The sequence below is a fragment of the Marinobacter salicampi genome (assembly GCF_011074795.1).
In the GTDB taxonomy this organism is placed as follows: Bacteria; Pseudomonadota; Gammaproteobacteria; order Pseudomonadales; family Oleiphilaceae; genus Marinobacter; species Marinobacter salicampi.
The window spans coordinates 15,053-41,124 of record NZ_JAAMPF010000027.1 but is presented as its reverse complement, the minus strand read 5'-3'; the positions used below and the strand labels follow the sequence as shown (position 1 = coordinate 41,124).

Annotated in this window: 21 protein-coding genes; 5 read left to right on the top strand and 16 right to left on the bottom strand. The window is 57.3% G+C overall.

What is annotated here, in order from left to right; genetic code table 11:
- Nucleotides 1-11: 11 nt before the first annotated feature.
- Both G7W63_RS15765 and G7W63_RS15760 read right to left on the bottom strand, forming a co-directional pair.
- Nucleotides 12-2,873 (bottom strand): insulinase family protein, encoded by a 2,862-nt coding sequence (locus G7W63_RS15765; RefSeq protein ID WP_166260360.1) that lies wholly within the window; start codon nt 2,871-2,873, stop codon nt 12-14.
- Between the two features lie 21 nt (nt 2,874-2,894).
- Nucleotides 2,895-3,203 (bottom strand): hypothetical protein, encoded by a 309-nt coding sequence (locus G7W63_RS15760; RefSeq protein ID WP_166260357.1) that lies wholly within the window; start codon nt 3,201-3,203, stop codon nt 2,895-2,897.
- 383 nt (nt 3,204-3,586) lie between these two features.
- Here G7W63_RS15760 and G7W63_RS15755 point away from each other — a divergent pair, with 383 nt between their 5' ends.
- Nucleotides 3,587-5,572 (top strand): SDR family oxidoreductase, encoded by a 1,986-nt coding sequence (locus G7W63_RS15755; RefSeq protein WP_166260354.1) that lies wholly within the window; start codon nt 3,587-3,589, stop codon nt 5,570-5,572.
- Between the two features lie 34 nt (nt 5,573-5,606).
- Nucleotides 5,607-6,209: a peroxiredoxin gene (locus tag G7W63_RS15750; RefSeq protein WP_166260351.1), complete on the top strand. Its 603-nt coding sequence runs from the start codon at nt 5,607-5,609 to the stop codon at nt 6,207-6,209.
- Nucleotides 6,210-6,287: 78 nt separating this feature from the next.
- Here G7W63_RS15750 and rnt read toward each other — a convergent pair whose 3' ends face one another.
- Entirely contained in the window at nt 6,288-6,917 is a 630-nt protein-coding gene (gene rnt, locus G7W63_RS15745; RefSeq protein ID WP_166260573.1) for a ribonuclease T, read from the bottom strand.
- 22 nt (nt 6,918-6,939) lie between these two features.
- Nucleotides 6,940-8,004 (bottom strand): dihydroorotase, encoded by a 1,065-nt coding sequence (gene pyrC / locus G7W63_RS15740; protein ID WP_166260348.1) that lies wholly within the window; start codon nt 8,002-8,004, stop codon nt 6,940-6,942.
- 231 nt (nt 8,005-8,235) lie between these two features.
- Here pyrC and G7W63_RS15735 point away from each other — a divergent pair, with 231 nt between their 5' ends.
- Nucleotides 8,236-9,144 carry a flagellar protein MotY gene (locus G7W63_RS15735; protein WP_166260345.1) on the top strand — a complete coding sequence of 303 codons (909 nt, stop codon included), beginning with the start codon at nt 8,236-8,238 and terminating at the stop codon, nt 9,142-9,144.
- A 49-nt stretch (nt 9,145-9,193) separates the two neighbouring features.
- On the opposite strand, the gene G7W63_RS15730 is transcribed toward G7W63_RS15735, so the two are convergent.
- Nucleotides 9,194-10,117 carry a histone deacetylase family protein gene (locus G7W63_RS15730; RefSeq protein ID WP_166260342.1) on the bottom strand — a complete coding sequence of 308 codons (924 nt, stop codon included), beginning with the start codon at nt 10,115-10,117 and terminating at the stop codon, nt 9,194-9,196.
- A 229-nt stretch (nt 10,118-10,346) separates the two neighbouring features.
- Here G7W63_RS15730 and G7W63_RS15725 point away from each other — a divergent pair, with 229 nt between their 5' ends.
- A complete protein-coding gene (locus tag G7W63_RS15725; protein WP_166260339.1) occupies nt 10,347-13,091 on the top strand; it encodes a bifunctional acetate--CoA ligase family protein/GNAT family N-acetyltransferase in 2,745 nt (914 codons plus the stop codon).
- Nucleotides 13,092-13,103: 12 nt separating this feature from the next.
- Here the strand turns inward: G7W63_RS15725 and rdgC are convergent, their stop codons facing one another.
- The 8 genes from rdgC to G7W63_RS15685 form a co-directional block, all read right to left on the bottom strand.
- On the bottom strand, nt 13,104-14,042 hold the full coding sequence (gene rdgC / locus G7W63_RS15720; RefSeq protein ID WP_166260336.1) for a recombination-associated protein RdgC: 939 nt from the start codon (nt 14,040-14,042) through the stop codon (nt 13,104-13,106).
- Between the two features lie 102 nt (nt 14,043-14,144).
- Nucleotides 14,145-14,345, bottom strand: coding sequence for a DUF2788 domain-containing protein (locus G7W63_RS15715; protein WP_166260333.1), 201 nt, complete (start codon nt 14,343-14,345; stop codon nt 14,145-14,147).
- 89 nt (nt 14,346-14,434) lie between these two features.
- The gene (yaaA, locus tag G7W63_RS15710; RefSeq protein WP_166260330.1) at nt 14,435-15,205 is read right to left on the bottom strand and encodes a peroxide stress protein YaaA; all 771 of its coding nucleotides are present in this window, start codon (nt 15,203-15,205) and stop codon (nt 14,435-14,437) included.
- A 78-nt stretch (nt 15,206-15,283) separates the two neighbouring features.
- Nucleotides 15,284-15,535, bottom strand: coding sequence for a glutaredoxin family protein (locus G7W63_RS15705; RefSeq protein ID WP_166260327.1), 252 nt, complete (start codon nt 15,533-15,535; stop codon nt 15,284-15,286).
- Nucleotides 15,535-16,323: a YciK family oxidoreductase gene (locus G7W63_RS15700; RefSeq protein WP_166260324.1), complete on the bottom strand. Its 789-nt coding sequence runs from the start codon at nt 16,321-16,323 to the stop codon at nt 15,535-15,537. The genes G7W63_RS15705 and G7W63_RS15700 overlap by 1 nt, the downstream gene beginning before the upstream one ends.
- Nucleotides 16,324-16,398: 75 nt before the next feature.
- Nucleotides 16,399-17,073, bottom strand: a complete 675-nt coding sequence (locus G7W63_RS15695) for an HAD-IA family hydrolase (protein WP_166260322.1) — start codon at nt 17,071-17,073, stop codon at nt 16,399-16,401.
- A gap of 25 nt (nt 17,074-17,098) precedes the next feature.
- Nucleotides 17,099-17,812 (bottom strand): bifunctional 2-polyprenyl-6-hydroxyphenol methylase/3-demethylubiquinol 3-O-methyltransferase UbiG, encoded by a 714-nt coding sequence (ubiG, locus tag G7W63_RS15690; RefSeq protein WP_166260319.1) that lies wholly within the window; start codon nt 17,810-17,812, stop codon nt 17,099-17,101.
- Nucleotides 17,813-17,912: 100 nt separating this feature from the next.
- Complete coding sequence (locus G7W63_RS15685; RefSeq protein WP_166260316.1) at nt 17,913-19,253, bottom strand: TRZ/ATZ family hydrolase; 1,341 nt, start codon at nt 19,251-19,253, stop codon at nt 17,913-17,915.
- A gap of 156 nt (nt 19,254-19,409) precedes the next feature.
- Here G7W63_RS15685 and mtnA point away from each other — a divergent pair, with 156 nt between their 5' ends.
- Nucleotides 19,410-20,492, top strand: a complete 1,083-nt coding sequence (gene mtnA / locus G7W63_RS15680) for an S-methyl-5-thioribose-1-phosphate isomerase (RefSeq protein WP_423202295.1) — start codon at nt 19,410-19,412, stop codon at nt 20,490-20,492.
- A 43-nt stretch (nt 20,493-20,535) separates the two neighbouring features.
- On the opposite strand, the gene G7W63_RS15675 is transcribed toward mtnA, so the two are convergent.
- From G7W63_RS15675 to G7W63_RS15665, 3 genes are all read right to left on the bottom strand, one after another.
- Nucleotides 20,536-21,339 carry a helix-turn-helix domain-containing protein gene (locus G7W63_RS15675; protein ID WP_166260313.1) on the bottom strand — a complete coding sequence of 268 codons (804 nt, stop codon included), beginning with the start codon at nt 21,337-21,339 and terminating at the stop codon, nt 20,536-20,538.
- 73 nt (nt 21,340-21,412) lie between these two features.
- Nucleotides 21,413-23,584 carry a carboxy terminal-processing peptidase gene (locus G7W63_RS15670; protein WP_166260310.1) on the bottom strand — a complete coding sequence of 724 codons (2,172 nt, stop codon included), beginning with the start codon at nt 23,582-23,584 and terminating at the stop codon, nt 21,413-21,415.
- 304 nt (nt 23,585-23,888) lie between these two features.
- Nucleotides 23,889-26,039, bottom strand: coding sequence for a 3-hydroxyacyl-CoA dehydrogenase NAD-binding domain-containing protein (locus G7W63_RS15665; RefSeq protein WP_166260307.1), 2,151 nt, complete (start codon nt 26,037-26,039; stop codon nt 23,889-23,891).
- Nucleotides 26,040-26,072 lie beyond the last annotated feature (33 nt).

Below are 26,072 nucleotides of genomic sequence, written 5' to 3'. Positions count from 1 at the left end.
ATCAGGGCAGGCTACCGAACACCTGGACGCTTCCTGAGCATCTCCATCATTTCCTCACTGTTTGCGTATTTGTCTTCCCTTACAGTGACAATATTGAGGCTGTGCTGGCGTTCAATCAAAGCCTGCCGATAAGCCTTCACCAGAGACTCATGGGTGGTCTGCAGCACCGCGTCAGCCAGCTGCTCCCGTGAGTCGAAGTCAGTTTCCCCACGGTCAATCTCACGCCAGTAACGCTCCGACACCTCGCCGAGAGTGCGGTCTTTCTCAAGAAGATTACTGATAACGGCCTGTTTTTCCTGAGTCAGGGCATCGGTGCTCAGTTCGGCCAGGCGCTTGCCATAGTTCTCAGCAAACTCGGCCACGGCCTGGTCAATTTCGTCCCCCGATGCTTCCGGTGACTGCACCACCAGCCCAAGCGCAGGCGTTTCCAGCATCTCGTAAGGGGTCGCGTAAACCACATAACCCAGCTGGCGGGTGGTGCGGAGTTCTTCGTAGAACGGGCTGCTCACCACCTGCGCCATCAACCGGTGGATGGCTCGGGTTTCAAAGCTGGTGTCCTGACCCTGCAGATAGAGTAGGTAGCCGGTGTCTGGATGGACCACCTTCAGATTGATTTCCGTTTCACCCGCAGGCACCTCCCGTACTGAGCTGCGAGGCACAGACACTATCTCGCTGTCTGCCAGTACCACGGCCTTGGCCAGCCGGCTGAAATTCAGGGCCGAGGCTTCGCTCAGGTTACCGTGGGCGAGCATGACGGGATCAACCTGCGCCAGCAGTTCGCCGGCAAAGTCCTCGAGTTCATCCAGGGTGACAGCCCTGGCTGCCTCCAGCTTCTCTTCGGTGGTCCAGGTACTCTGGATCAGCGCTCCCTGAAGATATTCGGATATCTGTTCAACAGGACGGTCCTTGGCTTTGTTGCGCAAGCTGTCAATCATGTTCTGGCGGGCGATCTGGAACCGCCTTTCCGTAATTTCAGGCTCCGCCACCTGGTTGAGGATACGGGTGAACAGGGTATGGAGCTTGTCGTCGTAGCCACCCACCCGTATGGTCACTCCCCGCAGGTGGGTATACACGCTGTAGTTGAGACCGGCTTCGTGGGCAGGATAGGCCCAGGCATTCAGGTTGTAGTTGATGGCATCCACCAGCAGCTGGGTAAGAACCTGGTTACTTGCCGATTGCTGGGTTTCTGGCGAGCGCAGGCTCAGGTAGACGTTGGCTTTGGGCGCCTCGAAACTGGTATCCCGGGCGTACCAGAGCGACAGGCCCTTGTCCTCGTCCGGATCGGACAGGAGTAATTGTTCCGGCTTCTCCATAGTGCCGCCAGGCACCATGTCCAGATCTTCGGGGATGAAGGGGTTGGGTGCCGGCAACGCCAGCTGGTCGGCGAGCTCCCGGGTTTCGGGTTGTGTCAGGGAGTCGGACTTGATCTCCCGGTACGCGTAGGTGGTGCCATACCAGGGCGCCTCACTGAGCTCTGCTTCGGGGGTCTCCGGTTGGACCAGCGTTACTAACACATTGTCGGGCGTTAGCTCTGCCAACAGATCTTTATAAAGCTCCGGGCGATATTCCTCCATCATGTAACCGGCGCGCAGCACGTCCTTTGGCTCAACGTGGTGCATACGCATTGAAAGCTGGCTCACCAGCTGGATCGGTGATGACTGCTCACGAAACCGGAAGTGTATGTCAGCCAGATTGGCCATTTCAACGAATCGCCTCCTGGTGATGCCGTCGTCACGCACCTTGTCTATAAAGTCGAAGGCAAGACTGATGATGCGATCCTGGTGAGCCAGACCCTCCTCGGTAAGCCGCATGCTGAGCTCCAGTGTGCTCTGATGGCCGGTATCCATACCAGTGCCGGCGGACAGGCTCTCCACCAGCCCTTCGTTGCGGAGCACATCGTAGAGGCTGCCCGGGCCCTCATGGCCGAGCAGGCTGGCAACGTAGCTGGCCGGCTTGCTGCGGTAGTGGTCCTGCTGGGACGGAATAGGGAATTCAAGGGTCAGGCTGCGTAGGTCTTTGAGCGCTTCAATCTCTAGTTTCGCAGGCAGCTCGCTCGGCTCGAACAGCGGCTCTTTATGGGCTTTCGGTTCCAGATGCCGGTTTTCGATCTCGACGAAACGGGGTCGAACCATGCGCTCCAGTTCGTCCAGCGACTGTGGCCCGTAAACCACCAGATTCATGATGTTGGCAGAGTAGTGATTGCGCCAGAATTCGATCAGGTCTTTTCGAAGAGGGTCTGCTTCCGTGTCGTCCAGTGTGGACAGGTTACCGACCGAGAATTGATGAAAGGCATGGTCCGGGTTCGCAACGGCTTTCTTGGCGGCGTAGATGCGACGGCCGTCGTCCTTCAGGCCTGAACTGAACTCTGAATGCACCGCCCTGCGTTCGCGCTCAACCAGCTCTGCCGTGAACAGAGGCTCTGAAAATTGCTGGGCGAACCGGTCCAGGGCCGACTCCAGATGTTCGGCCTGAATGTCAAAGAAATAGTTGGTGTCCTGGAACGCAGTGAACGCGTTGTGACTCCCTCCGTGGCTGCGGATGAACTGCTGATATTCGCCGGGGTCCGGGTATTTTTCTGTGCCCAGAAACAACATGTGCTCCAAAAAGTGAGACAGTCCTTCCCGGTCCTTGGGATCATCGCCACTGCCTACAGCAACGTCCAGGGACGCCGCGGCTTTTTCCGAGTCCGGATCAGATATCAGTAGCACTTCCAGGCCATTATTCAGGGTCAGGTAGCGGTAGCTGTTCTTGTCGTTGGGACTTTTGACGGGTTCCAAGGCAGCCTGGGCGAAACTGACAGTCCATAACAGAAGTAAAGAGGGCAGCAAAAGGTGGCGCAAGGCAAAGCCACCCGATTTAAAGATAGTCTGCATAGGAACTCCGATCAGAAAAGCTCAGTGGATAATTGATTTACGGGTGCTTTGTGGCTGTTGATCAAGGGTTTTTCGCGCCAGGCTTGCCGCTGCCGTTCCGTCCAGTTGGCCGGACGCGATACGCTCCAGTACCGAGGCCATTATCGCGTTTGCCTGTTGGTAATCTGCAAATTCCTGCTGGAAGGCATTGTCGATCGCTTGGTAGACAGCCTGGATCTTATCTTCCCGGCTGCCGTTATCCGAGGCGGTATCGTTAATGGCTTTCAGGCAGGCTTTGGCGATAGCAATGTAACGTTCAGCATTGGCATCTTGTTTGGGCTGTTTAGGCATCGAGTAGTCCAGATTAGGTAGTGCAAGAAAGTTAGATTATGTCATCCGGGACAGTCTGTTTCATGTCCATCTTTTAATACCCGTGAGTTCAGCCGCCGGGAAAGAGGCAGGCTGTCGGGGCTGTGCTAATCTCAAAACACATCGTTTGCAAACAGCCTACGTGACTGACGTGCCTGTGCCTCGGCCCGGGGTTGGCAGAGAAGGGCATGCTAGAGTTATTGCTCTATAGGAATCAAAAGGTTAAGGAGTAATTGCTCTAAAAAAGAACAATACATGAGATTTGCAATTAAGTACAATGCCGCTCAAATTTTAAGCGGTGGGCCAGCCGCCGGGACGGTGGTTTCGGGCAGGACATTAACAATGACAAGCAGGATGGGGAATTAATGAACTATTTTCTTACAGGTGGTACCGGGTTTATCGGGCGTTTTCTGGTTGAAAAGCTGCTGGCGCGCGGCGGCACCATCCATATTCTGGTGAGGGAAGAGTCCCAGTTCAAACTGGATACACTGAAAGAACGCTGGGGCGCTACTGATGAGCAGGTCAAGGTGGTGATTGGCGACCTGGCGAAACCGAACCTTGGTATTGAAGCAAAAGCCCTGAAGGCCCTGAAGGGAAAAGTGGATCATTTCTTCCATCTGGCAGCCGTTTACGATATGGGCGCAAATGAAGAGGCCCAGGCTGTCGTCAATATAGAGGGCACCCGCAATGCGGTAAACGCCGCCGAAGCCATGGCTGCAGGGCGTTTTCACCATGTCTCCTCAATAGCGGCCGCCGGCCTTTTCAAGGGCACGTTCAGGGAGGACATGTTCGAGGAAGCCGAAAAGCTCGATCACCCCTATCTCAAGACCAAACACGAGTCCGAGAAGGTGGTTCGCCAGGAGTGCAAGGTGCCTTTCAGGATCTATCGTCCCGGGATGGTCATTGGCCATTCCAAGACCGGCGAAATGGATAAGGTGGACGGACCCTACTACTTCTTCAAGCTGATCCAGAAGATCCGCCGAACTATTCCCCAATGGGTCCCCACCGTAGGCATAGAAGGCGGGAGACTCAATGTGGTGCCGGTGGATTTTGTGGTGAATGCCATGGATCACATTGCCCACCTGGACGGCGAAGACGGCAACTGTTTCCATCTTGTGGATTCCGATCCCTATAAGGTGGGGGAGATCCTCAATATCTTTGCCGAAGCCGGCCACGCCCCCCGAATGGCCATGCGCATTGACTCGCGCATGTTCGGCTTCATCCCGCCCTTCATCCGCCAGAGCGTGAAGAATTTGCCGCCGGTCAAGCGCCTAACCTCGGCGATTCTTGATGATATGGGCATCCCGGCCTCGGTGATGTCCTTTATCAATTACCCCACCCGCTTTGACGCCCGGGAAACCGAGCGTGTTCTGAAGGGCACCGATATCGCCGTGCCGCGTCTTGAGCAATATGCGCCTGTGATCTGGGATTACTGGGAGCGCAAGCTTGACCCGGACCTGTTCAAGGATCGCACCCTGCGCGGTTCAGTGGAGGGACGTGTCTGCGTTGTGACAGGTGCGACCTCTGGTATCGGCCTGGCAACGGCACAGAAGCTGGCGGACGCCGGCGCCATTCTTGTTATCGGCGCCCGCAAGAAAGAGCGTTTGATGGAGGTTTCCCGGGAGCTGGAGTCCCGTGGTGCCAGCGTGCACCCCTACCAGTGCGATTTTGCCGATATGGACGCCGCGGACGAGTTCATCAAGACCGTGCTGGATAACCACGGCCACGTGGACGTACTGATCAACAACGCAGGCCGTTCCATTCGCCGCTCCCTGAACCTGTCGTTCGATCGTTTCCACGATTTTGAACGCACGATGCAGCTTAACTACTTTGGCTCAGTCCGTCTTATCATGGGGTTTGCGCCTGTGATGCTGGAGCGAGGCCGGGGCCATGTGATCAATATCTCGTCAATCGGTGTGTTGACTAACGCGCCGCGGTTCTCTGCCTATGTCGCTTCCAAGTCTGCTCTCGATGCCTTTAGCCGATGTGCCGCTGCGGAATGGTCAGATCGAAACGTGACGTTCACCACCATTAACATGCCGCTGGTGAAGACGCCGATGATCGCCCCAACAAAGCTCTACGATCAGGTCCCGACCCTGAGCCCGGATGAAGCTGCAGATATGGTTGCCGACGCCATTGTCTACCGGCCCAAGCGTATTGCCACCCGCCTGGGCACCTTCGCGCAGGTTCTCCATGCGGTCGCGCCGAAGATGGGTGAAATCGTGATGAACACGGGCTACAGGATGTTCCCGGATTCCATGGCAGGGGCCGGTGTAAAAGGTGCTGAGAGGCCCAAGGTCTCCTCCGAACAGGTCGCCTTCGCCGCTATTATGCGGGGCATATATTGGTAATACAGATCAAATTACCCACACAAGGAGACTGATCATGGGCGTACTCGTAGGGAAACCCGCACCCGACTTCACCGTACCGGCCGTGCTGGGCGATGGCACCATCGTCGATGAATTCAACCTGGCGGAAACCATCAGGGGCAAGCCGGCCCTGATCTTTTTCTACCCGCTGGATTTCACTTTTGTCTGCCCTTCAGAACTGATAGCTCTGAATAACCGCATGGATGCCTTCGCTGAGCGAGGCGTGGAAGTCATCAGTGTCTCCATCGACTCCCATTTCACTCACAACGCATGGCGCAACACCCCCGAGGATAAGGGCGGGATCGGCAAGGTCCGATATACAATGGCGGCTGACATGAATCATGATATCGCCAAGGCGTTTGATGTGGAGTCAGCCGGGGGCATGGCCTACCGTGGAGCTTTCCTGATCGATAAGGTAGGCATGGTGCGTTCACAGATCGTCAATGACCTGCCTCTGGGTCGCAATATTGACGAACTGGTGCGTCTGGTGGACGCCCTGCAGTTCCACGAAGAGCATGGCGAAGTCTGCCCGGCAGGATGGACCAAGGGCGACAAGGGCATGAATGCATCACCCGAAGGCGTCGCCAAGTACCTGTCGGAGAATGCCAGCGGTCTTTAGATGCTGGCCACCAGGTAATCAGTAAAAACCCCGCTTCCAAGGCGGGGTTTTTATTTAACCGGCATTATCGGGCGGTGCTCAGACAGGTTCTTCGGTCAATACCGGCGGCGGAGGGAAGCCTCCAAGTTCTTTCCAGCGGTTTACAATGCAGCAGAACAGGTCCGCCGTTTTTTCGGCATCATAGGCGGCCGAATGGGCTTCCTTGTTATTGAAGGGAAGGCCTGCCAGCTTGCAGGCTTGGGCCAATACCGTGTGCCCATAGGCGAGGCCTGCCAGTGTGGCGGTATCGAAGGTCGAAAATGGATGGAAGGGGTTGCGCTTGATGTCGGCCCGCTCAGCAGCGGCAAACAGGAAGGTATGGTCAAAGGTGGCATTGTGGCCTACCAGCACCGCCCGTTTGCAACCCTGGGCTTTGACGGCCTTGCGAATGGCGCCGAATATCTCACTCAGGCCTTCCCGTTCGGGTACGGCCTCCCGTTCCATGTCCCAGGGGTCAATGCCGGTAAAATCCAGGGCAGACTGCTCCAGGTTAGCTCCTTCAAAAGGTTCAATCTGCTGGGCTACGGTTTCGGACCTGACCAGCCAGCCGTTTTCATCGAGCTCCAATATCACCGCTGCGACTTCCAGCAAGGCGTCTGTCCGTGCGTTAAAACCACCGGTTTCCACATCAACGACCACCGGGAGGAAGCCTCGGAATCGTGCGGCCATGGGGGATGGCAGGGCTGTTTCTTCAGTCACTCAAACTCCTTGACTCGTGTTTAGCAGGGGCCAGGCGCCACCGTAGGGTCTCACCGGCGCGCAGCGGGACGATAGTATCATTGCCAAGCGGAAGGGTGGCGGGTATTGCCTGCTCCTCTTTCACCAGCGTAATGACTCCGGTATTGCGGGGCAGGCCGTAATAATCTGCGCCATTAAAGCTGGCAAACGCTTCCAGCTTGTCCAGTATGCCCAGGTCTTCGAAAATCTCGGCGTACAGTTCGATAGCTCCAAACGCTGAGTAACAGCCGGCGCAGCCACAGGCCGATTCTTTCTGGTGTCGGGCATGAGGCGCTGAATCAGTACCGAGGAAAAAGCGTCGGTCACCGCTGACCACCGCATTCTGCAAAGCCTGCTGATGAGTGTTTCGCTTGAGGATCGGCAGACAGAAGAGGTGGGGCCGTATGCCGCCGACCAGCATGTGATTACGGTTATACATCAGATGCTGAGGTGTCAGCGTCGCCGCCAGGTTGCCATCGGTATGGTGTTTTACAAAGGCGACCGAATCGGCCGTTGTGATGTGCTCCAGCACCACTTTCAACTTGGGAAAGGCCACCAGCGTCGGGCTAAGTACCCTTTCGAGGAAAACTTTCTCGCGATCGTAAATGTCGATATCCGGGTCGGTGACTTCGCCGTGTACCAGCAACAGCATGCCGCACTCCACCATGGCAGCCAGCACGTCATGAATCTTTCTGACATCCGTCACGCCGGAGGCGGAATTGGTCGTGGCACCGGCGGGGTAGAGCTTGGCAGCCACCACGCCACTTCTACGGGCTTCGATTATCTGCTCCGGCGTCGTCTGCTCGGTCAGGTACAGAGTCATCAGTGGCTCGAACTCTGCAAACTCGCCCCGCGCCTCCAGAATGCGTTCGCGGTAAGCCAACGCCATGCTGGCGGTCGTAACCGGTGGCGCAAGGTTGGGCATGACGATGGCGCGGCCAAAGCATCGGGCTGTGGCGGGCACCACGTCGTTCAGAACGACGCCATCACGGAAGTGAATGTGCCAGTCGTCAGGTCTGGTAAGAGTCAGTTCGGTCATGCAGTGGCTGCTTCCTGAGGGCATTGAGGTCATTGAGCAGGCTGGAGCGACAGGCGCTTGATGACAGCGCAGGCTCCGCCGCCTGTTGGGCGTGAGTATACCAGAAGCGGTTTTTGAATGGGGCCGGTTAAAGAGTTCGGCTTTGGGGCCGATAAGTACTCAAGGCAAGATGGCAATACATGCATGTACAGGAACTCTCCCACTGAGATCACAGTGAAGCGGAAACTCAATATGAAACTGCTTTCCCGACAGACAATGATGGCAGGCCTGGCGTTGGTGTTGTTCAGCATGCCTGCAGGTGCCTCGACCTATGGTGCGGGAATCGAGAACAGCGAGTGGTACCTGGCCGAATCGGTGTTCGACTGCACCCTGACCCATCCGGTTCCGGGGTTCGGTCGGGCGGTATTTCGTCACCGTGCCGGTGAGTACCTGGGCTTTTACCTTGAATCGGACCTCCGGCTCATGCGTCCGGGGCAGGGTATGGTGGTCGTAGAAGCGCCGGCCTGGCGGCCAGGCGCAAACCCTCGGCCCGTGGGTAAGGTTCAGGTGGCTGATGGCTCAAGGCCCGTCAAAATGGACCCCCGGATGACCATGGCGATGGTCGCCGGTCTTCTGGACGGCATGGCTCCCACTGTGACCCGGCAGGCCTGGTACAGCAGTGAACCGGTTCGGGTCCGGCTTTCCAATATCAATTTCAAGAACCACTTCAATAACTATAGGAGCTGCGTAGGCGGCCTGTTACCGGTTAATTATGACCAGATCAAAAGGTCCAGGATTCGCTACGGTGTCGACGGTTCACGATTGTCGCCCCGGGATTATGAGCTTCTGGATAACATAGCGACCTATGTTCAGGCGGATTCAACGGTTGACAGGGTATTTGTGGATGGCCATACCGATAGGGTGGGAAGCCGGATTCATAACCGGGCGCTGTCGGAAGAGCGCGCCAATGCAGTGACCGATTATCTTATCGCGCGGGGGATTCCCGCGGACATGATTACAACTCGGGCCCATGGTGATCAGTTTCCGGCCTCAACCCGTCACTCCGAGAACCGCCGGACCACCATCCGACTAGAGCGACAGGGCGAGCGGCCCGACTTGCAGCGCGCAAGCGGCGGACAGGGCAATGGCAGGAACGGTTAGCGCCAACGGGCCCGGTACCGCTCCTGTACCGCTACATGAACGCCCTTTACTAGACGGCGGTAAGTCCTTCCAGATGAGCTGCGACCCCTTCGGCCAGTGCCTGCAAATGATAGCCTCCTTCCAGGGTTGAAATGAGCCGGTCGCCGGCATGGTCGTGGGCCACGCTCGTGAGCATCTCGGTAAGCCACAGGTAGTCTTCAGACTCCAGGTTCAGTTCCGCCAGAGGGTCGCGCCTGTGTCCGTCAAAACCTGCTGAAACCAGAACCAGTTGTGGTCTGAAATCCTGCAGGGCATGGAGCCACGCTGCTTCCACTTTTTTACGATAGTCGCTGGCGGACGTTCCGGCGGCAATGGGCGTATTGATGATGTTTTCCGCCTGCCTGTGAACGTGTGAGTGGGGGTAGAAGGGATGCTGAAAGCTTGAACACATCAGTACCCGTCCATCCCCCTGGACCACGTCCACCGTGCCATTGCCCTGATGCACATCAAAGTCCACGATCGCCACCCGCTCTAGATGATGGAACTTGAGCGCTCTCATGGCCGCAAGTGCGATGTTGTTGTAAAAGCAGAAACCCATGCTTTTGCTGCGCTCGGCGTGGTGGCCCGGTGGTCGGGCGCAGACGAAGGCATTGGTCACCTGGCTGCTCAGCACCATGTCCACGGCCTGCACGTTCGCACCCGCAGCCAGCCGCGCCGCCCTGAGGGTGTGAGGCATCATGGCCGTATCCGGATCGGTAAATACCCGGCCACGGGTCGGCTGCATGATGTCAAGCTGATGGAGGTACCCTTCCGGATGAACCGTCGTCAGCTGGTCACGGGTTATCTCATCGGGCCGAACCCAGTCGAGCTTTTCTTCAAGTTCGGTGTCGGCAATGTAACTGATGATCGCCGCGAGGCGGGTTGGAGACTCCGGGTGCTCCGGGCCCATGTTGTGCTTCTGGCAGTCATCGTGGGAAAAGAATGCGGTGGTCATAGCGTACCTGGTCTGAACTGGCGCCAGAGACTGAAAAACTCTGGAACAAAAGTGCATAGGTTTTCCAGATATTATCAGGGATACAGAACCCTTGCTGTGTTTCTTTGGTATTAGGTCTGCCCCGGGGAAGCTGGCCTTCGTCCCTAACACAGGCGTTTCACATCCTGGCTGGAACGCCTAAGATAAGCCCATTGACTGTTTGTCACCCTGCAACGTAAGGAGACCTGCATTGGGGACCCGGTATCTGGAAAGTCTGTTCAATCCCGAGTCCATTGTGGTTGTTGGAGCTTCCGAAAGAGCCAGCAATCTAGGTGGAATGGTATTGCGTAACCTGATGTCCGGAGGTTTCGAAGGCAGACTTCTGGTTATCAACCAGAACGATTACGAGACCGTCCATGGCGTGCCGTGCATTCGGCGAGTGTCAAAGATGGGGTTCAGTCCGGCGCTGGCAATTATCTGCACGCCACCGGATACCGTGCCCAAGTTGATCCGGCAGCTGGGCCAGGCCGGGGTAAGGACGGCCATCGTAATGACCGGTGGTATGTCACGGGCTCACAGCAAGACCGGTCAGCCATTGATGTACTCGGTAAGGGACGCCGCCCGGGAGACCGGCATCAGGGTGCTGGGGCCCAATACCATTGGGCTCATGGTGCCCAGCCGCAATCTGAACGCCACCTACGCCCACATGGGGGCCATCCCCGGCAAGGTTGCCTTCATTGGTCAGTCCGGCACCATCGCCAGTTCGCTTCTAGACTGGGCTTTCGCGCGGGGGGTCGGTTTTTCCTTCTTCCTGACCCTGGGCGACGGTATGGATATTGATCACGATGATCTGATCGACTACCTGGCCCAGGACACCCAGACCCGCGCGATACTGCTTCATATCGAGAACATACCCAACCCGAGCCGGTTCATGTCAGCGGTTCGAGTGGCGTCGCGGACCAAGCCAGTCATTGCCGTTAAAAGCGGCCGTGTGCCCGAGTCCGAATGGTTTCCCTACCAGTTACCCCCGGGGATCACCCGCAGCGATCCCATCTTTGATGCCATGCTGGAAAGAGCGGGCGTGTTAAGGGTGGATGGCCTGGGTCAGACGTTCGACGCACTGGAGACCCTGACCCGGATGCGCCCCCTTCGGCGCGAAACCCTGGCAATCATGGCGAACGGCGTCGGCCCGGGGGTGCTTGCTGTTGACCGACTGTCTGCGGAAGGGGGCGAGTTGGCCAGCCTGGAGCCTAAAACCATCGATGCACTGGCTGATTTGCTGCCGCCGTACTGGTCGCGAAAAAACCCGATAGACCTGAACTACGATGCTTCACCTGAACTCTATGCGTCGGCAATCAAGATCCTGGCCCGGGACCGAGGTGTTGCCAATGTGCTTATCATGTACGCGCCCAGTCTCACCGAGGACAGTCTGCAGATTGCCGACGCGGTGATTCAGGCTTGCAAGGGCACCCGTCTGAACATATTCACCTGCTGGCTTGGTCAAAGCACGGTGCTGGACGCCCGTGATGAGTTTTATCGCGCCGGTGTACCGTCATTTTTCTCGCCAGAAAAAGCGGTCAAGGCATTCATGCAGCACGTCAACCACCAAAGGGTGCAGCGTTTACTGGCGGAAACACCCGAATCATTCACCGACCATTTCATAGACCGTACCCCCACCAGGGCATTGGTGTTATCGGCGATCAGGGAAGGGCGCTACCTTCTCTCTAACGAAGAAGCCCGGATGGTGATTGCTGATTACGGCATAAGAACCATCAATACCATCTACTGCGATGACGAAGAAGAAGTGGTGGAAGCGTTTGCGGTGGAGCGCCGTCCAGTCGATGTGACGCTTCTTCATGAGGAGGCCTGCCATCCTTTCCGGGAGCGCGCTGGCCATTCTGCCAGAAACCGGTCAACGCTCCAGGGGCTGAGCAGCGAGAGTGCTTTGCTTGAGGCCTGTCGCACCTTGATGGATGAGTACCAGAAGTACCATCCGGACAGCGGCTTTCTGGGCTTCGCCGTACAGCGGTCCAACCAGCACGTGGGTGGCGTTGGCTTCAGTGTCGGCATCACCAGGGACGCTGTATTTGGCCCTCTGGTGGTCTGCGGCGCCGCCGGTGCCCATGTGACGGTGATGACAGACCGCAAGATTGCCTTGCCGCCACTGAACATGGTGCTGGCCCGGGAGTTACTGCGCCGCACCTATATGTATAAGCTTCTAGTGGAATACAGCACTCACCCGGAGGACGATATCCGGGCGGTGAGTGAAACCCTGGTGACCCTTTCTCAACTGGTCATTGATATACCAGAGATCAAGGGACTGGAGATCCTGCCCCTGCTTTTCAATGAGCAGGGCGCTGTTGCAGTAGATGTGGCCATCGACCTCTCGGAAAAGCCGGGACGACCGATTATCCAGCCCTACCCCCGGGAGCTCGAGGAGTGGGTAGTGCTGCCCAAGTCGGGTCGACGGGTCATTCTTCGGCCCGCGCTGGCAGAGGACGAGCCTACACACCGGGCTTTTCATGAGCTGCAGTCCCCGGAGTCCATCCGCTACCGGTTTTTTCAGTATCGCAAACACTTCTCCCGGGAAGACGTTGCCCAAATGGTCCAGATCGATTACGACCGTGAGATGGTATTCATCGCCAACGCCCCGAAAGAAGATGGCAAAGGGGAAGAAACCCTGGGCACGGTTCGTACCTGGACGGATGCCGATAACCTGCGCTGTGAATTCGCAGTCATGGTCCATGACAAGATGAAAGGGGAGGGCCTGGGCATGTTGCTGATGCAGAAGATGATCGATTATTGCCGTGCCCGGGGCACAGTTGAAATGGTGGGGAACGTGCTGCCCGAGAACCGGCCCATGCTGAAGCTGGCGGAGCGGCTGGGGTTCGAAGTGCACTTTAACCGCGACGAAGAGGTCATGGACCTCCGGCTCGTGCTGAACGAGCCGGAGCGTTCCTGGCAGCGTGAGCGCCTCAAGTTCAAGGCGCACTAGGCCGGGTTCAGTTCAGGCCGCGTCCGCCTCGTCAATAATGGCGCTGCGGTCCTCGCCTCCGAGGGCTTCCAGCAGGCCAGGAATCAGGCGGGCGAGCTCCAGGGTCATCAGCGCAAAAGCGGCGTCAAAGCGGGCGGCGGCATCGTCGGCATCCACGTCATCCAGCTTTTCCTGCAGCGTATCCCCGAATTTTAGGCGGCGGATACCAAGTTCTTCATCGAGTACGAACGACAGGTTGTCATCCCAGGTGACGGAAAGCTTGGTGACCTGCATGCCGGCGTTGAGGTGATTGCGGATTTCATCACCTTGCAGGTCGAGCCCTTTGCAGCGCACAACCCCGCCATCTTCACCGGTATCTTTCAGCTCACATTCGTCGCCCAGAGCCAGAGTGGGGTGCAGGTCGATGGTTTCGTTCAGCCAGCCGGTGAAGGTGAACGCCGGCGCCTGCTCAACGACCGGCGGCCGCACGGGCAGGGAGCCAATGGATTTGCGAAGGCTGGAGGCGAGGTCTTCGGCCTGCTTGGCTGAGCCTGCATCCACCACCAGGACGCCATCTTTTGGCGCCAGATAAGCGTAGCAACGGCGATTCTTGGAAAAGGCCTGGGGCAACATCTCCAGCAGCACCTGCTCCTTTATTTCGTCTTTTTCCTTCTTGGGAATCTTGCGCATCTGCTCGGCCTCGATGGCTTCCACTCTCTCTGCGACCAGCTCCTTGACGACCGCGCCCGGCAATAGCTTTTCCTCTTTGCGAAGGGCGATTAAGTGGTAGCCGTTGGCGCTGTGAACCAGCTGCTCACCGTGCTTGCCCAGGGGCGCAACCCAGCCCTGGCGCGAGGTTTCCTGGGGGCCGCAGGGCTTGAATGCGTCTTGCTGAAGCTGCTCTTCAAGTGCCTCGGCAGTAATGTCAAAAGGTTTGGTAAAACGGAAAACGCGGGCGTTGCGAAACCACATGGAGGTATTAATCCTTAATGATGGTGTTGATGACGAAGGATGATGTAAAAGTGTACAGAATGTTGTGTCAGTAGCAGTGCCTGATGGTCGCGGCCAAGGCGACTACAGGTTCATCACCTCAACCAGCACGGTCTTGATGACGAAGCCTAGCACGCCTGCTCCCAGAACAATAAAGAGCAGGAGGGTGCCAAAACGTCCTGCTTTTGACTTTTTGGCCAGGTCCCAGACGATAAAGCCCATGAACCCGATCAGCACGGTCAGGAATACGCCCATGGCGATTTCGGCAAAAACGGCTTCACTCATTCAGAACTCCTGGTCTCCGGGTCATGGTCAGGCAATCGCCTGGCTCGGCTCAGGCCGGGCCAGGGTAGCGGGATTGGGAAGCGCCGGGATCAGTCCTGTTTACGCAGAAATACCCACTGGTCGCCTTCAGACTGTTCAGGATTATAGGCGTAACCTTCCAGATCAAAACCCTGCAGGTCAGCGACCTGGGTTATGCGGTTCTGGATGGCGAAACGGCACATAAGGCCCCGGGCTTTCTTGGCGTAGAAACTGATCATCTTGTATTGGCCATTCTTCCAGTCCTTGAACTGGGGTGTGACAACACGGGCGTCGAGCTTCCTTGGCTTGATACTCTTGTAGTATTCGTTGGAGGCAAGGTTTACCAGTACGCCGTCATCCTGGCTAAGAGCTTCATTTAGCGTATGGGTCAATGACTCGCCCCAGAAGGCGTAGAGGTCTTTGCCGCGGTTGTTCTCAAATTTGGTGCCCATTTCCAGGCGGTAAGGTTGGATCAGGTCCAGGGGGCGAAGAATTCCATAGAGCCCTGACAGGATACGCAGGTGTTTCTGCGCAAAGTCAAAGTCGTTTTCATCGAAACTGCTCGCATCCAGGCCGGTGTAGACGTCTCCCTTGAAGGCGAGCACCGCCTGCCTTGCATTCTCCAGAGAAAATGGTGTGTGCCACTGACCAAAGCGCTCGGCGTTCAGCTGACCGAGCTTGTCACTGATGCCCATAAGATTACTTACCTGATGGGGTTCCAGCTCCTTGAGCTGATCAATGAGCTCCCGGGAGTCACCCAGAAAGGCCGGCTGGGTGTAGGTCCGGGTGGCCAGCGGGCTTTCGTAATCCAGGGTCTTGGCAGGTGAAATAACCATCAGCATGGCAGGTGTTCCTCACTCAACTTTTAAGGTAGCGCCGGTTGGGCTTGTATGGGATTTACGCCTGATCCAGGGCGTGGATCAGCCGGAGGCATCCGAGGGAGCCAAAAACGCAAGCAACTGTGTCTGGTCGAAAGGCCAGTCGAGCTCAGCTCCGGTATCCGTGCGTTTCAGTACGGGTATGCGCGTGCCATAAGTGGCAACCAGTGACTCTGACTGGGCGATGTCGATCGCATCAACCGGAATCGGTTCCGGCAGGGGCGTATGGACCAGCAAGGCTTCAGCCAGCTCGCACAGCTGACAGTGAGATGTTGTGTAGAACACCAGTTCCATCAGAGATCCTGCTGGCCTGGATGCATGGCTTTGGTCGCACCCTTGGGCTGCGCATCGAACTGGCCTCCCGTGATGCCTTTGCTGGCCGGTCCCATCAGGTACAGGTAGCTGGGCATTATGGCTTCCGGCGTCGGATTCTGGTTTGGGTTCTCTGCCGGGTAGGCATGGGAACGCATATTGGTTCGGGTTGCCCCCGGATTCAGGCTGTTCACCCTGACATTGTGCCGTTCATCATCCAGCTCGTCGGCCACCAACTGGCTCAGGCCTTCCAGTGCGAACTTCGACACTGCATAGGCCCCCCAGTACGCCCGGGCCTTGCGACCTACACTGGACGAAGTAAAAATTACCGAGGCGTCGTCAGACTGACGCAGCAGCGGAATGAGCGCCCGGGTCAATAGATAGGGAGCAGTGACATTCACCTGCATTACCTGGGACCAGGTCTCAGGTGAACTCAGCTCGACCGGTGTCAGTTGTCCCAACAGGCCGGCATTGTGGAGCAATCCGTCCAGGCGGCCAAAGTTATCCTCGATAGTCATGGCCATCTCTTCGTAGTCCTTCACTGCCGCGCCTTCCAGATTCAGGGGAACGATGGCAGGCTTGGGATAACCCGCGTCTTCGATTTCGTCATACAGGGATTCGAGTTTGCTGATGGTCCGTCCCAGCAAAATCACCGTGGCGCCATAGGCGGCGAACGTTTTCGCGGCTGTGCGTCCGATTCCGCTGCCGGCACCGGTGACCATGATAATCCGGTCCTTGAGCAGCGCCGGCGGCGCCTTATAATCGTGCATACACAGTCTCCGGTATTCGATGCTTCTGAAAAGCCTATTGTAACCCCTGGCTAACCGAGAATCAGGTCTGATTTTTCAGATCTTTATAAGGCTGTGCAGCAGCTCCGCCAATTCAGCCGCCGAGTCCACCACATGGTCCGCCTGCCAGGAGACCACCTCCTCAGGTGACTCTATGTAGCCGTACCGAGCGGCAATGGTGGTCATGCCGGCCTGGCGACCGGCCTCAATGTCCCGCAGGTGATCGCCTACGTAGAAACTTGCGCCCGGGTCCGTCCCCAGGCTACGGCAGGCAAGGAACATCGACTCCGGATGGGGCTTGCGCCGGGTGACATGCTCGGGGCAGACAACCACCTGACACCGCTGATCCAGTGCCAGTGCGGCCAGCAGCGGTGTGGTGAACCGCACCGGCTTGTTGGTGACTATGCCCCAAGGGATCTGGTTCACTTCCAGCCAGTGCAGTACCTCATCCATGGCAGGAAAAAGCCGGGTTTCCCGCGCAATTTCGGCTTCATAGAGGTCCAGAAAGGCGCTGTGCCGACCGGCATAGTCCAGGTCGCCCGGCTCCAGGTTGAAGCCGGCCTGAATCATGGCCCGTGCACCGTTGGAAACGGACCGGCGCAGTAGGGCCTCCGGCAGTGGCTCCATGGCCAGCTCGGCTCTGAGCTGATTAAGGCAACGGACGAAATCCGGAGCGGTATCCAGCAGCGTACCGTCCAGGTCAAACAGCACGGCAATCGGTGGGAGGCTCATAAAGCTCGGTATGTCCCGTCGCGGATCATTGGTTATCGAACGTGGCGAACATCATATAGTTCACATCCACATCACGACCAAGACGATAGACCTTAGTGATCGGGTTGTAGGTCATCCCTGTCAGTTCCCGGACTACAAGCCCGGCATGCCGAAGGTGGTCCGCCATTTCTGACGGCCGGATAAACTTGCGCCATTCGTGGGTACCCTTGGGGAGCAGTCCCAGCACGTACTCGGCGCCAATAATGGCAAACACGAATGACTTGGGATTGCGGTTGATGGTGGATACGAACATCACGCCGCCTGGCTTGAGCATGGCGGCACAGGCACTAATTACAGACGCCGGGTCGGGTACATGCTCCAGCATTTCAAGACAGGTAACCACGTCGTAGCTCCCAGCCTGCTCCGGGTCACCCGCCAGTGCTTCTATGGTGGTCTGTCTGTAATCGACGGTAATGCCGGACTCCAGGCTGTGCAGTTTTGCCACAGCCAGTGGTGCCTCGCCCATGTCGATGCCGGTGACGTGGGCACCCCTGCGTGCCATGCCTTCTGAGAGCAGTCCACCACCGCAACCGACGTCAAGCACCTTTTTTCCTGCCAGCGGCGCGCGCTCGTCGATATAGTTCAGCCGCAGCGGGTTAATATCATGCAGGGGCTTGAACTCACTGGTCGGGTCCCACCAGCGACTGGCCAGGGCGTCGAACTTGGCAATTTCGTTATGGTCTACGTTGTGGTTGCTCATGTGTCTGTCCGCCTTGTTCGATCAAAAGGTACTATTCAAAAGGTACTAATCAATAAAAGGTAATAATCAATAAAAGGTACTGGGAATACGAAGGCTGTCCTCACCCGGACTCACTGGCCCGGATGCGGTCGGCCCAATCGGCGACACGCAGCATCAGGTCAGCCACGTCTATTCGGGTGAGCCGGCCTTCCTGAAGCTGGGGCACGCCGGCGATCCAGCTATGGCTGACCTGGCGCCCGTGGTTGCTGTAAACAAGATGTGAAGCCGGGTCGTAGACCGGCTGGATGAACGGATCACTCATGTCGATGGCAATCACATCCGCCAGTTTGCCGGCCACAAGGGAGCCCAGCTCATGGTCACGACCCAGGGCGCGGGCGCCATCGATGGTAGCCATCGCAAGTGCGGTGTGAGCGGACAGGGCCGAGGCGTCACTGGCAACCACCTTGGCAATCATGGCCGCTGTGCCCAGTTCACCGAACAGGTCAAGGTTATTATTGCTGGCTGCCCCGTCGGTGCCAATGGCTACATTGATGCCTTCGCGCAGCAGGCGCTCAACAGGACACAGCCCGCTGGCCAGTTTCAGATTGGACTCAGGACAATGGATAACATGGGCGCCGGTCTCCTGCAGATGACGGATATCCTCGTCGTCTATCTGGGTCATATGGACGCACTGGGTACCGGGGCCAAGCAGTCCCAGTTCAGCAAGACGGGTGAGTGGGCGCTGGCCGGACCGTTCCAGGGCGTCGGCGACCTCAAAGGCGGTTTCGTGGAGATGCAGTTGTATCCGGGCATCAGTCTCTGCGGCCAGGGCGATGGCTTTCTCGAGCGGGCCATCGGAGACGGTATAGGGAGCATGGGGACCGATTGCCGGCATGATTCTCGGATCGCCCTGCCATTGCGCGATCAGCTCCCGCCCTTTAGCCAGATACTCGTCAGGGCCGCTGCCCCACATGGTGGGCATGTCCATCAGCGGGAAACACACCTGGGCCCGCATGCCGGTATCATGAGCCGCCTGGGCCACCACCTCCGGAAAGAAATACATATCCGAAAAGCAAGTGGTCCCGGTGCGCAGCATTTCCGCCATGGCCAGTTGGGTGCCGTCGGTAATGAAACGGGCGTCAACGAACCTGCCCTCTGCCGGCCAGATGTGATCGTTCAGCCAGGTCATCAGAGGAAGATCGTCCGCAAGCCCCCGGAATAGGGACATTGCGGCATGGCCATGCATGTTGATCAACCCCGGCATAAGCACGTGTGTACTTAGGTTGACCGTTTCCCTGGCACGGTAGGCTTTATCGGCTTCCTGTTGCGAGACCACGGCTACAATGCGATCCGCCTGGATCAGCAGAGCCTGATGGTCGAGCACAGTGCCGGCAGGTTCGATAGGAATTAGCCAGCGGGCATTGATGCGGGTATCAACCGCCACAATAGTATCTGCAGTCATGCCTTGAGCCTTAAGGTCCTGTTACCGGGTCGCCTTTCCTGAATGGGGACGGTCCAGAGTGGCAGGAAAGTATAGCGAGCCACCTCCGGGGCGGCCACCCCGGTGGGTAAAATCAGTATAATGCCACCATTAATTGACCTGAGCGGAGTTGAATGAATGTCCGGAACCCAAGCTGATTCTGCCAGCAAACGTTCATTAGGAACCGTCGCCATGAAGTGGCACGGTGATACCCTTGAATTGCTTGACCAGCGACTGCTGCCTAACGAGGAACGTTGGCTGTCCCACGGCAGTGCCCTCGAAGTGGCGCGCAGCATTCGGGAGATGGTGGTAAGAGGCGCCCCAGCCATCGGTATAAGCGCTGCGTACGGCGTCGCGCTGGCTGCCAGAGGGGCCGGTAGGGATCGATGGCGCCAGGATATAGAAGCGGGAATAAACGCCCTGGCCGAATCACGGCCGACCGCAGTTAACCTGTTCTGGGCGCTGAATTTTATGTCCGACATTCTGGCGGGGTGCGATACCCAGGCCAACGCCATAGGCCGATTGGCCGAAGGCGCGATCCAGATTCATGAGGATGATATCAAGGCCAATCTGGCCATGGCCGGGCATGCCTTGGATATCATGGACGACAAGACGCCTTTCTCTGTTCTCACCCATTGCAACACCGGCGCCCTCGCTACCGGTGGCTATGGCACAGCGCTGGGTGTGATCCGGCGGCTGCACGAAGCGGGGCGGCTAAAGCGAGTGTTTGCGGACGAAACCCGGCCCTGGCTCCAGGGCAGCAGGCTGACTGCCTGGGAGCTTATGCGCGACAATATTCCGGTGACTCTAAATGCGGACGGTGCCGCAGGCTGGATCCTCAACCAGAACGAGGTGAAGTGGGTTGTGGTGGGTGCAGACCGGATTACCGCAAATGGAGACGTTGCCAATAAGATTGGCACCTACAGCCTGGCTGTACTGGCGCGTCACCACAAGGTGCGCTTCATGGTCGTGGCGCCGTCCAGCACAGTGGACATGAGCCTGGCGTCCGGAAAAGAGATTCCGATCGAGGAGAGGGAGGGGCTGGAGCTTCGGGAAATCCGTGGCACAGCCATTGCGCCGGAAGGGGTTGATGTCTTTAATCCGGTTTTTGATGTCACGCCCGCAAGCCTGATAGATGCCATCGTCACTGAGAGAGGAGTTGTACATAACCCGAACATGACCGGCATGAAACAGATGTTTGGCCAGCCCCAACGGGCATAGGCCGGCGAGCTCAGACGCTCAGGCTATTGAGGCCCGGAAGGGTTCATTCTGTGGACTCATCATCCTTGGCGTCTTCGTATTTGGCCTTTGCCTGAGCCACCGCCTGCTCCTGTTCAGCCACGAAGTGCATGGACATCTCGAAACTCTGGCGAGTGAAGGCCAAGACCCGCTCGAACCCTTCATCCGACAGGGTCCGGGCATCATCTTCACCCCGGAAAATGTTAATGAACTGCCGCTCTCTCTCAAATTGCAGAGGCAGCTTGCCCACTCCCCAGTCGTTGAGGACCTGCCAGGCTTCCGGGTTGTAGGTGCGGGTGTACTTCAGAATGAAGGGTATAGGATCGTTACGGGCGACCAGGGCAGCTAGGCGCAGGATCAGCTCAAATGACAGGGTCGAAGTACCATTCTCCATGGCTTCCAGCAGACTCTTGTCCCGGAGGTTCAGGGCCTCGCTCATTTCTGAAAGGGTCAGGCCGGCAACTTCACGTATGTCCCGCAAAGACTGCCCGGTTGCCAGCATGAACTTGAGCTGATCCTGGGACTTCATCAGAGCCCGGCCCACCCGCAACGAGGTGTCCGTGGAACGTGCGGCAAAACGCAGTGCCGATCCAGTCAGGTCGGAAATCCGATTAACGAGGGTGCCATCTTCCCGGGTCTCTTCCTGCAACAGATCGGCTGCTGCTTCATTATCCGGCTTCTTTCGCGACGTGCCGGTTTTGGCTGATGCGGACTGGTTTTCCGTAAGGCCAAGCTTTTCCACCTGTTCCATCGACGTCATGGCGTGCATGGCGTCCATCATCAGGCTTTCCAGCGCTTTTGCCCGCCTTTTCTTGTCGTCCTTTGCCATGTCTGCTCCTGCTCTGCCAGGGCCGCTCCGTGTCTGTTCTTGATCGCCCGGAACTCCGGCGCGTACGCCGCCGTTATGGCGCCTGGGCAGTGATCTTGTCGGTCTGGATAATGGAGGCCATTGATCGATCCAGATCGAGCATGTCAGCCATTATATGACCCCCTTCGCGGACCACGAAGTCCAGGCGGTCATCCTCATTGTCGGGCGATGAATTCTGGGTATCCTGCCAGTTCTCGAGCTCATCGAGGGTTTCGAACGGCTCTTCATCACGGATTTTCCGACGGGCATTGGCTATGGCAAGCTGGCGATTCTCCATGGTGGTCTGATAGGTTCGACGCTCGTCTTCATTGAGGCTGACTGAGTTGATCGTGCGCTGCTCTTCCAGCAAATCAATTTCTTCCTGCAGCAGCCGGAACTCGGGACTCTTGGAGAAGCGGGTGTCGTGGTTTTCCCGCAGCTCATCGATAATGCCGCTGAAATCAAAATACCGATTGTGGGGCACGGCTTCGATCTGGTCCCAGGGAAGGGCACGCTTAAGCGCATCTTCACCAATTCGGGTTTTATCGATTCGGGTCGGAATCTCGATGTCCGGAATTACGCCCCTATGTTGGGTAGAGCCACCGGAAACCCGGTAGAACTTGGACTGGGTGATCTTGAGCTGACCGTGATTTAGGGGACGGACCGCCTGAACAGTGCCTTTCCCGAAAGTCTGGGAGCCAACCACAAGTCCGCGACCATAATCCTGGATAGCGCCGGCAAAAATCTCCGAGGCTGAGGCGCTCATCCGGTTTACCAGAACCACAAGTGGTCCGTCGTAAACGACCGTAGGGTCCTGGTCAGTCAGTACCTGCACCTCGTTATCCGAGTTGCGGATCTGTACCGTAGGGCCCTCGTCAATGAACAGGCCGACCATGTCATTGGCTTCATGCAAGGCGCCGCCGCCATTGTTACGAAGATCAATCACCATGCCGTCAACACCATCTTCTTTCAGATCCTCTATCAGGCGTCGTACATCGCGAGTGGTGCTTTTATAGTTGGGATCGCCTTCCTGCATTGCCTTGAAATCAGCATAAAACGTGGGGATGTTGATCACGCCGACCTTGTACTGGCTGTCGTCACGTTCCAGGTCGATTACGTCACTGCTGGCACTTTGCTCTTCAAGTTTTACCTTATCCCGCTGGATAGCGATCGTCCTGGTCATGGTTTCATCGCTGGCATTGGCCGGAATAACTTCCAGATAAACCGTGGACTCACGCGGGCCGCGGATCAGGTCGACCACTTCGTCAAGACGCCAGCCAATCACGTTGACCGGCGTTTCTCCACCTTCCTGGGTTACCGACACGATGCGGTCTGCAGGCTTGAGCTGGCCCTGTTTCGAGGCCGGGCCACCGGGCACCAGGCGGACCACTTTCGTGTATTCATTATCAGACTGCAACACTGCTCCGATGCCCTCAAGGGACAGGCTCATGTTGATGTTGAAGTTCTCGGAGGTACGGGGCGAGAAGTAGGAAGTATGCGGGTCCCACATGCCGGCAAAGGCATTCATGTAGGCCTGGAAGGCATCCTCACTGCGCATCTGGGCAACACGCTTGCGCTGGCCTTCATACCGGCGCATCAGGACTTCCTTGATCTCTTCGTCTGTTTTCCCGTTCAGGCGCTGGCCCAGCACGGCGTTCTTGATGCGCTTGACCCAAAGCTCGTTCAGCGCCTCAGTGTTGGGTTCCCAATCGCCTTCGGAGCGGTCGAGTACGAGGCTTTCTTCAGAGCTGAACTCAAGTTTGTCGACACCTTCATTCAATACGCCGATGGCGAAATCCAAGCGCTGCAGGATTCGCTGCTGGACTACGTTGTAGATGTCGAAGCCGGGCTCAAGGCGACCCGTCTTCAAAGCTGAATCCAGACCGTTGCGGATACTGTTGAAACCCTGGATATCTGCCTGTGTCAGGTAGATCTTCTGGCCATCGAGGTAATCCAGGTAAGCATCAAAAACCTTTTCCGATAGTTCATCATTGATCTTCTGATCACGGAAATGGGTGAACTGGAGCTGACGGGAGATAAGGATGTTTGCGCGGGCCTGCTCTACCGTCGGCGACACCGGCTCGAACTTGTCGTCATTCTCGCCCGCAGCGAACAGGGCAGCAGGTGCCATTATCAGGCTGAGTGCCAGCGCACGACCGGCGAGTTGATAGCGCCTGGCGACCAGCCATGCGGCGCCTTGAGAGAGAATTCGTGCGGTGATTGTCATAGATACTTACCCGATTGCGAGTGATTGGTCCTGAATACGCCTGAGCCGGCCGGGCGGATTGACCTAAACCTCATTGTAGGCAAGGCCATGAGCGGTTGCCATAGGGTCTGAGTGTCCCTGTGTGACAATGTGTCCATAAATGCGGACGATGTTGAGGCATGTCAGGCTCAGGAGGCATTAAATGGTTGAAAGTATGCCTGGGTGGTTGAAGTGCACTGGCCTGGATGGGTAAAAAAAGTAAAGATTCTATTGGAAATGCGAAGCCATGGCGGTACTGTCGCCGCCATGGCTACCATGTTTTGACCTATGCGAAAATGGAATTGGTCTCTGCTTTGTCAAGCAGCAGTCGAGGCGGCGCGAATCGTTCTCCATAAGCTGATGCCAGCTCTTGAGCACGCGACACAAACTCCCGAACCCCATACTGGTTAATGAACTGGATCGCGCCACCCGTCCAGGGGGCGAAGCCGATTCCAAAAATACTGCCGATGTTGGCATCTTCCACCGTGCGCAGGACTCCCTCTTCCAGACAGCGCACGGTTTCTATGGCCTGAATGAACAGAATCCGGTCTTTCAGCTCCTGAAGCTTGACCTGGGCGGCCGTGTCCTGATTCACGAAAATGGTTTCCAGTTCCGGCCACAGAGCTTTCTTGCCGGCAGCGGGGTAATCGTAAAAGCCCGCACCAGCCGCCTTGCCTTTGCGGTCGTGTTCGTTGACCAGTCTGTCTACCACAGCTTCCGCAGGATGGGCACTATAACTTTCTCCCGCTGCCTCCAGGTCTCTGCGGCTCTGGTCCCGGATGTGCTGAATCAGAGTCAGGCTGACCTCATCACAAATCGCCAGAGGACCTACAGGCATCCCACTGAGCAGGCCGGCATTTTCAATGCTTGAGGGATGTATGCCTTCACCAAGCATGGCGATGCCTTCATTGACAAAAGTGCCAAAGACCCTGGATGTGAAGAAGCCCCGGCTGTCATTTACCACGATTGGGATCTTGCCAATCTGCTGAACATAGTCGAACGCCCGTGCCAGAGTCTCATCAGAGGTTTTCTGGCCTACGATGATCTCTACCAGCTGCATTTTGTCTACCGGTGAGAAAAAGTGCAGGCCTATGAAATTCTCTGGCCGTGCGGAGGCCTCCGCCAGCTGAGTGATGGGGATGGTTGAAGTGTTCGAGGCGAAGATGCCGTTTTCTGACAGTTTGGGTTCCGATTCGCCGGTGACCTTGGCTTTCAGGCCGCTGTCCTCAAATACCGCCTCTATAATCAGGTCGCACTCAGCCAAGTCGTCTACTTTGGCTGTGGCGTGAATGCGCGCCAGAGTCTTGTCACGCTCGGCCTCAGACAAGCGCCCGCGGCTGACCTTCTTTGAGAGCAGACTTTCCGAGTAGGCTTTACCCTTGTCGGCGTTTTCCTGGGACACGTCCTTGAGCACCACATCCACACCCCGGGTCGCGGTCGAGTACGCAATACCGGCGCCCATCATGCCGGCACCCAGGATGCCCACTTTGCTGAACCGGGCTTTTTCAACACCCTCGGGACGGCTTTCCCCGGCCTTGATGGCATTGAGTTGGAACCAGAAGGTGCCGGTCATGTTCTTTGCCACCTGACCGATGACCAGCTCCGTAAAGTAGCGAGTTTCAATCCGGTCGCCGTTGTCGTAGTCCACCTGGGCGCCTTCAACGGCCGCGGACAGGATCCTTTCCGGTGCGGGATAGCAGCCCTTGGTTTTCTGCTTGAGCATGGCAGGCGCTATGGCCAGCTTCTGTGCCATGGCCGGATGGTGAGGGGCGCCGCCGGGGAACTTGAAGCCTTTCTTGTCCCAGGGCTGTTGCGAGCTGGGGTTGGCTTCGATGTAGGCTTTCGCCTTGGCCATCATCTCGTCGATTGAATCGGCGAGTTCATTTACGATGCCGGCCTTCAGTGCCGCTTTCGGATTCACTTTCTTGCCTTCCATCAGAAAAGGGAAGGCGGCTTCAAGGCCGATCATCCGGGGCAGGCGCTGGGTTCCGCCACCGCCAGGCAGCAGGCCCAGGGTAACTTCAGGCAGGCCCAGCTGAATGCTGTCATCGTCCAATGCAACCCTGTAATGGCTGGCCAGGCAGATTTCCAGGCCTCCGCCAAGGGCGGAGCCGTTGATAGCCGCCACTACCGGTTTTCCACAGGTTTCAATGGCGCGCATGTCAGCCTTAAGACCGGTAACCATGCGCTCGAACATCTCGGCGTCGTCGCGGGTGACCTTGTAAAGCTCATTCAGGTCACCGCCGGCAAAGAAGGTTTTCTTGGCGGAGGCAATGATGATGCCGCGTATGGAGTCCAGGTCACCCTTGAGCTTGGTGACCACCTCAGACAGGCCGGCCCGGAATTCGGCATTCATGGTATTGGCGGACTGGCCTGGCATGTCGATGGTCAGGGTCAGGATGTTGTCCGCGTCGATCTGATACTTGATGGCACTCATGTAGGGAGTCTCCTCTGGCAATTATGGGAACGG